General features: G+C 68.7%; 4 protein-coding genes and 1 pseudogene. All 5 read right to left on the reverse strand.

Annotated features, from left to right (window positions below):
- Window positions 1–388: pseudogene (locus tag H0W40_RS19300) on the reverse strand (hypothetical protein); the annotation flags it as partial.
- Window positions 389–494: 106 nt separating this feature from the next.
- Complete coding sequence (locus tag H0W40_RS19305) at window positions 495–1553, reverse strand: hypothetical protein (protein WP_292449462.1); 1059 nt, start codon at window positions 1551–1553, stop codon at window positions 495–497.
- 30 nt (window positions 1554–1583) lie between these two features.
- Entirely contained in the window at window positions 1584–2675 is a 1092-nt protein-coding gene (locus tag H0W40_RS19310; RefSeq protein ID WP_292449464.1) for a hypothetical protein, read from the reverse strand.
- The gene (locus tag H0W40_RS19315) at window positions 2675–3382 is read right to left on the reverse strand and encodes a methyltransferase domain-containing protein (RefSeq protein ID WP_292449465.1); all 708 of its coding nucleotides are present in this window, start codon (window positions 3380–3382) and stop codon (window positions 2675–2677) included. Before H0W40_RS19315 ends, H0W40_RS19310 begins: the two co-directional genes overlap by 1 nt.
- Window positions 3383–3489: 107 nt before the next feature.
- On the reverse strand, window positions 3490–4551 hold a 1062-nt coding region (locus H0W40_RS19320; RefSeq protein ID WP_292449467.1), incomplete at its 5' end, for a TDP-N-acetylfucosamine:lipid II N-acetylfucosaminyltransferase.

Consider the following 4551-nt stretch of genomic DNA (forward strand, 5'->3'; position numbering starts at 1 on the left):
ACTGCAGCAGCATCACGCTGGAGGCGCGCATGCCGGTGCCGCCGTCCGGGCCGCGGCCGACGCGCCGCAGCACCCGCGCGCCGAAACGCATCGGGCGGTCGTACAGCTCGGCGATGTCGCGCAGCACAAGTTGGTCGGAATCGACGTAGATCGCGCGGCTGCGCCAGCCGGCGAGCATCGGCACGGCGAAGCGGTGAAAGGAGAACGGCGTGCCTGGCCGGTTCTCGGGGCGCTGCGGCAGCACGAGCGTTTCGCCGAGCAGCTCGCCGATAGCCTGCACTTCGACCGGGCGCGATGCGTGGCGGCGGATCGACCAGCGCAGCACCTCGAACAGGAGGCGGTGGGAGTGGACGGCGCCGACGTAGATGCGCAAAGGCTCGGTGGTCATCGCTGGGTTGCCGTGTTCGGTCCGGTGTTCGAGCCCGTTGTCGGCCGGTCTTCGAAGTGCAGGTGCGCGCTCGCTCCTGGGAAGCCGTGCAGTTTAGCGGTACCGCTCACGCCCTTGCCTCATCGTCGATGGGGCGGATGCCGACCGACTCGTAGACCGCGAAAGCCCGGTCGTTGTAGCGGCGGCCGGCGCCGCGCGCGGATTGCGGCAGCACGCTGCGCACGGTGACCCGGTTGCCCAGCGACACCATCGACAGCAGCGCCGTCGTCAAGGTGCCGACGACCAGCGCGCCCGACAGGAGCGGCACCAGCACCTCCACCGGAAGCCGCGCCGGCACCTCCACCACCCCTTGCGCCGGCACGCTCAGTTGCCGGTGAAGCGGTATGCCGCCGCCGGCCGGATGCGCCTTCAGCGCGACCACGTCGCCACGCTCCGCGTGAGTGCGGGCCAAGGCCTCGATGCGCTGGCGCAGGTCTGGATAAGCCTGCAGGAAACGCGGATGCGGCAGCAGCAGCAGGAGGCGGATCGCTTCGCAGCGCGCCGCGTCGAAGCCGGCAGCGACAGCGGCGGTCATGCAGATCTCACGCACCCAGGTATCGGCGAACCATTCGGGCCGCAGGGGCTGCACCGGCTTGCCCCGCAGCCCCGAATGCACCTGCTCGGGCAGCAGCACGTAGGCGTCCTGCACCGCCTGTGAGCCGCCGATCTCCGAAGGCCGCTCGACGTGCAGGCCGTACTTGAGCCGCCGCCGCCAGCTCGAGAGGTTCTGGCGCCAGACCGGCTGCGCATCCTGGCGCGGCAGGTAGCTGTACAGACCGTCGTCGATGTACGTCCGCCTGGCCCCCGGGCAGCCGCGCACGGCCGCATAGAACTCGGTGCGCCGGTCGTTGCCGATTGCCAGGGTCGAAGGCGCCAGCGCCGCGGCGAAATCGCTGATCTCGCGCAGCAGGCGACGCGCGGGCCCGATCGACTTGAGGGCGGGAAACCGGACGACGCGAACCTTCGATGTCGAGCAGGTCTCCAGCGCCTCGGCGATGTAGTCGCGCTCGCCGGGCCGCTGGTCGATGAGCACCAGCGTGTGCGCCTGGCCCTTGAACGGCCCTCGCATCAGACCGAGCGAAAAGAACACGTGCAAAGGCGTCGATGCGAGAAAGAGAGTGCTCATCACGGGAGGGTGAACGCCAGAACGGTCATCTTACGGTGCCGCATCCGCGCCCTCGCTGGCACGAACGAGCCGCTCGCCCAGCGTGGCCCACTTGCGGCTGATCACCTCGACCGTGTAGCGGCTGTCAATCAACTGCCGCGCCCGCTGCACGCGCAGTGCGCGCTCCCCGGCATCGTCCATCAGCGTGCCCAGGCCGTCGTCCCAGTCGTCGAGGACGGCGCGGCCGCGAAACTCTTCGTAGGAAGGAATCGAGCCCGCGGCCACGGCTACGCCCAGCGAGAACGCCGTGACGAGCCGGTTGTTGGTCTTGCAGACCGTGACCGGGTTGGGCTGCACCGGCACCAGCGCCACGCCGTGAGCCGGCATCACTGCAGCGAACAAGCGGTTCGACCAGGGCAGATACAAGCTCGGAAAGCGCCAGGCCGACCGCAGCCCGCGGAACTTGCGGTGGCTGTTGCTGATGACGGTCAGGCTGAGCGGCGCGCGCGCGCGGTGCCGGTTCAGTGCGTCGGTCAGGGTTTCCAACTCGAGCATGCCGCCGTCCGCATGACGAAAGCCATGGTTGCCGAACCAGACCAGCCGGCGGCCCGGCGCCGCGCGATGCCATGCGAAGAACAGCTTCTGCCGGAGCCGATGAGCGTGTTCATCCAGGGCGAGCTTCTCGGTCCGTGCGACCGGCGTGGTGATGTCGTCCACCGCATCCTCGATAACGCTGATGCCTCGAACGCTCGGGCAATGCGTTCTGACCTCCTCGGCCAGCCGCTGCGAGGCGGTGACCACCCAGTCGGCGGCATGAACCGCTTCCACGAGATGGGCCGAACGGGACTGCAGATGGCTGCCGACAGGCTGGTCTTGCCGGTAGTGGAAGTGGTTGTCACACAGGTCCAGCGCCCATCGCGTGCCGCTCGACTCGCGCAGGGCCTGGGCCTGCGCCACGGAAGCGGGGTCGTAGCGCTTGCTGAGAACCAGCATGCCCGGTGGCGGGTCGCCCGGCACGTAGAGCCGGCCGGGTGCGCCCAGCCTGGCCAGCCCTTCGATCACCAGCGCACACCGGATCCGGTAACTGGCAATGCCGCGGTCGGTGGTGTGAGGCCAGAAGGCGATGTCCGCGGGAGCAAGCATCAGACGCGCTGCGAGGGCTTGCGTCCAACGATGCGCATGTCGCGCGGCTCGCGCTTCTTGAACTGGGCGGCCTCCTGGCGCACATCGACGAGGCCCACGCTCGCCAGCAGCTCGCGCAGGCTGTGCGGCGTGTAGCCCCAGCGGTGGACCATGAGCGGGTCTTCCCACTGCGGATCGCCGTAGAAGACCCACATCGTGCTTTGACCGCCTGCCTTGTCCGGCCGCGAACCCGTCTCGGGGTCGGCGAGGAAGGCTTCGCAGGCCGACTTCAGGTTGGGGCATTCGATCACCATCGTGCCGCCCGGCTTGAGCACGCGCACCCATTCGCGCAGCACCGCCTCGATCTCCCAGCGCCAGAAATGCTCGACGACGTGGATGGCCATCACCTCGTCGGCCGAGTCCGACTGGAAGGCGCCGAGATCGCGCAGGTCGCACAGCACGTCGGGCGATTTGCCCGCGCGAGCCTGCGCCACGTCCACATTGACGTAACCCGGCAGCAGCTTGTCGCCGCAGCCCAGGTTCAGGCGCACCGCGGTGCTCGACGATGCGGTGCCGTTTGCCGCTTCCGGCGTCACGTCGCCACGCGGCGCGAACGCGGGCCGGCTCGCGCGATCCGCCGCGGCGCCGCCGAGCCAGGCGATCCGCTTGCGCACGGATCGCTTGAGCTTGTTCAGACGCGCGGCAAAAGGCGAAGTCGCTGTTTTCATGGTGTCGATGTTCCGGTCGGCATGGGCCGCAATTCGGCCATCCGTGCATTGTCCTCAAGGATCGGTCGGTACGGCCGAAGCAGCGGCCCGGCACGCCCCCGACCGGCTCAGCGACGGTACGAGGCGAGGCGGCGGATAGCGGCGAGCACGCTCGGCCGGCCCCAGCGGGCGTAGATGACTTCGCGGTTGCGCCGGCGGTCCGCTTCGGGCAGCGGCACCAGCGCTTGCGGATCACCTTGTTCCAGCGCTTCGGTCGAGTGGATCACCGCGCCCAGGCCGGCATAAAAGCCGAACAGCGGATTCTCCGGACGCAGGAACACCTTGGCGCCCTTGTACAGCGCCGCGCCGATGGTGCCGACGGCCTTCTGTCGCCGATGGTTCATCACGACGAAGCCGCAGCTTCGCATCTGCTCGTTGTAGGCCTCGATGGGCATCCAGGTTCGGAGCGGAACGAAACGCTCCGCGAAACGCTCGCTTCCGGCCTGGGCGACGCGCTCCGCATAGCGGGTATTGCCGTAACTCAGAGGCACCACCAGCCGGCGGTCGCTGCCCACCAGCGGCAGCAGCATGTCGAAGGCTTCGAGATGGTTGTTGGACAGGGAGGCCGAATTGCCGACCAGGATGTCGGGGCCCGCCATGAGGGCGGCGCCCCGGTCGAAGATGTCCTCCACCGTGAAGGACGGCAGCGCGTGATAGGTCGCGCGCAGCGCGGGCAGGACGGCGCGGAGCAGGTCGACTTCGCTCGGATTGACGCTGAAGGCGTCGATGCGCGCGGCCACCGACACGATGGGCAGCGGCTTGCGGGGCTTCGGTCGGTCCCTGCTGCGTGTGACTTCGGGTTCCAGACGCGCGGTCTTGTCGAGGAGCAGGCCGCCGAGCTGGTCCTCGAGAAGCCGGTAATAGTCGAAGCCCCAGCCGACCCAGACCACCACGCACTCCGGCCGAACCGCGCGCAGGGCCTTCGCGAAGAGCGGAGTCATGCCATGCACAACCAGGAGATCGGCGGCGCGTACCTGCCGGGCCAGCAGTCGAGCCAGCTTGAAGTAGATCGACCGCCGCAGCCGCACGTTCGTCAAGTCGGCGACGTACTTCAGCGAACCACTCCTCGGCCGCGGCACGAGATAGGTATTGCGGCCGGGGAAGGCTTCCTCGAAGAGCACCTGCACGAG

Source organism: Methylibium sp. (assembly GCF_013817345.1).
In the GTDB taxonomy this organism is placed as follows: Bacteria; Pseudomonadota; Gammaproteobacteria; order Burkholderiales; family Burkholderiaceae_C; genus Methylibium.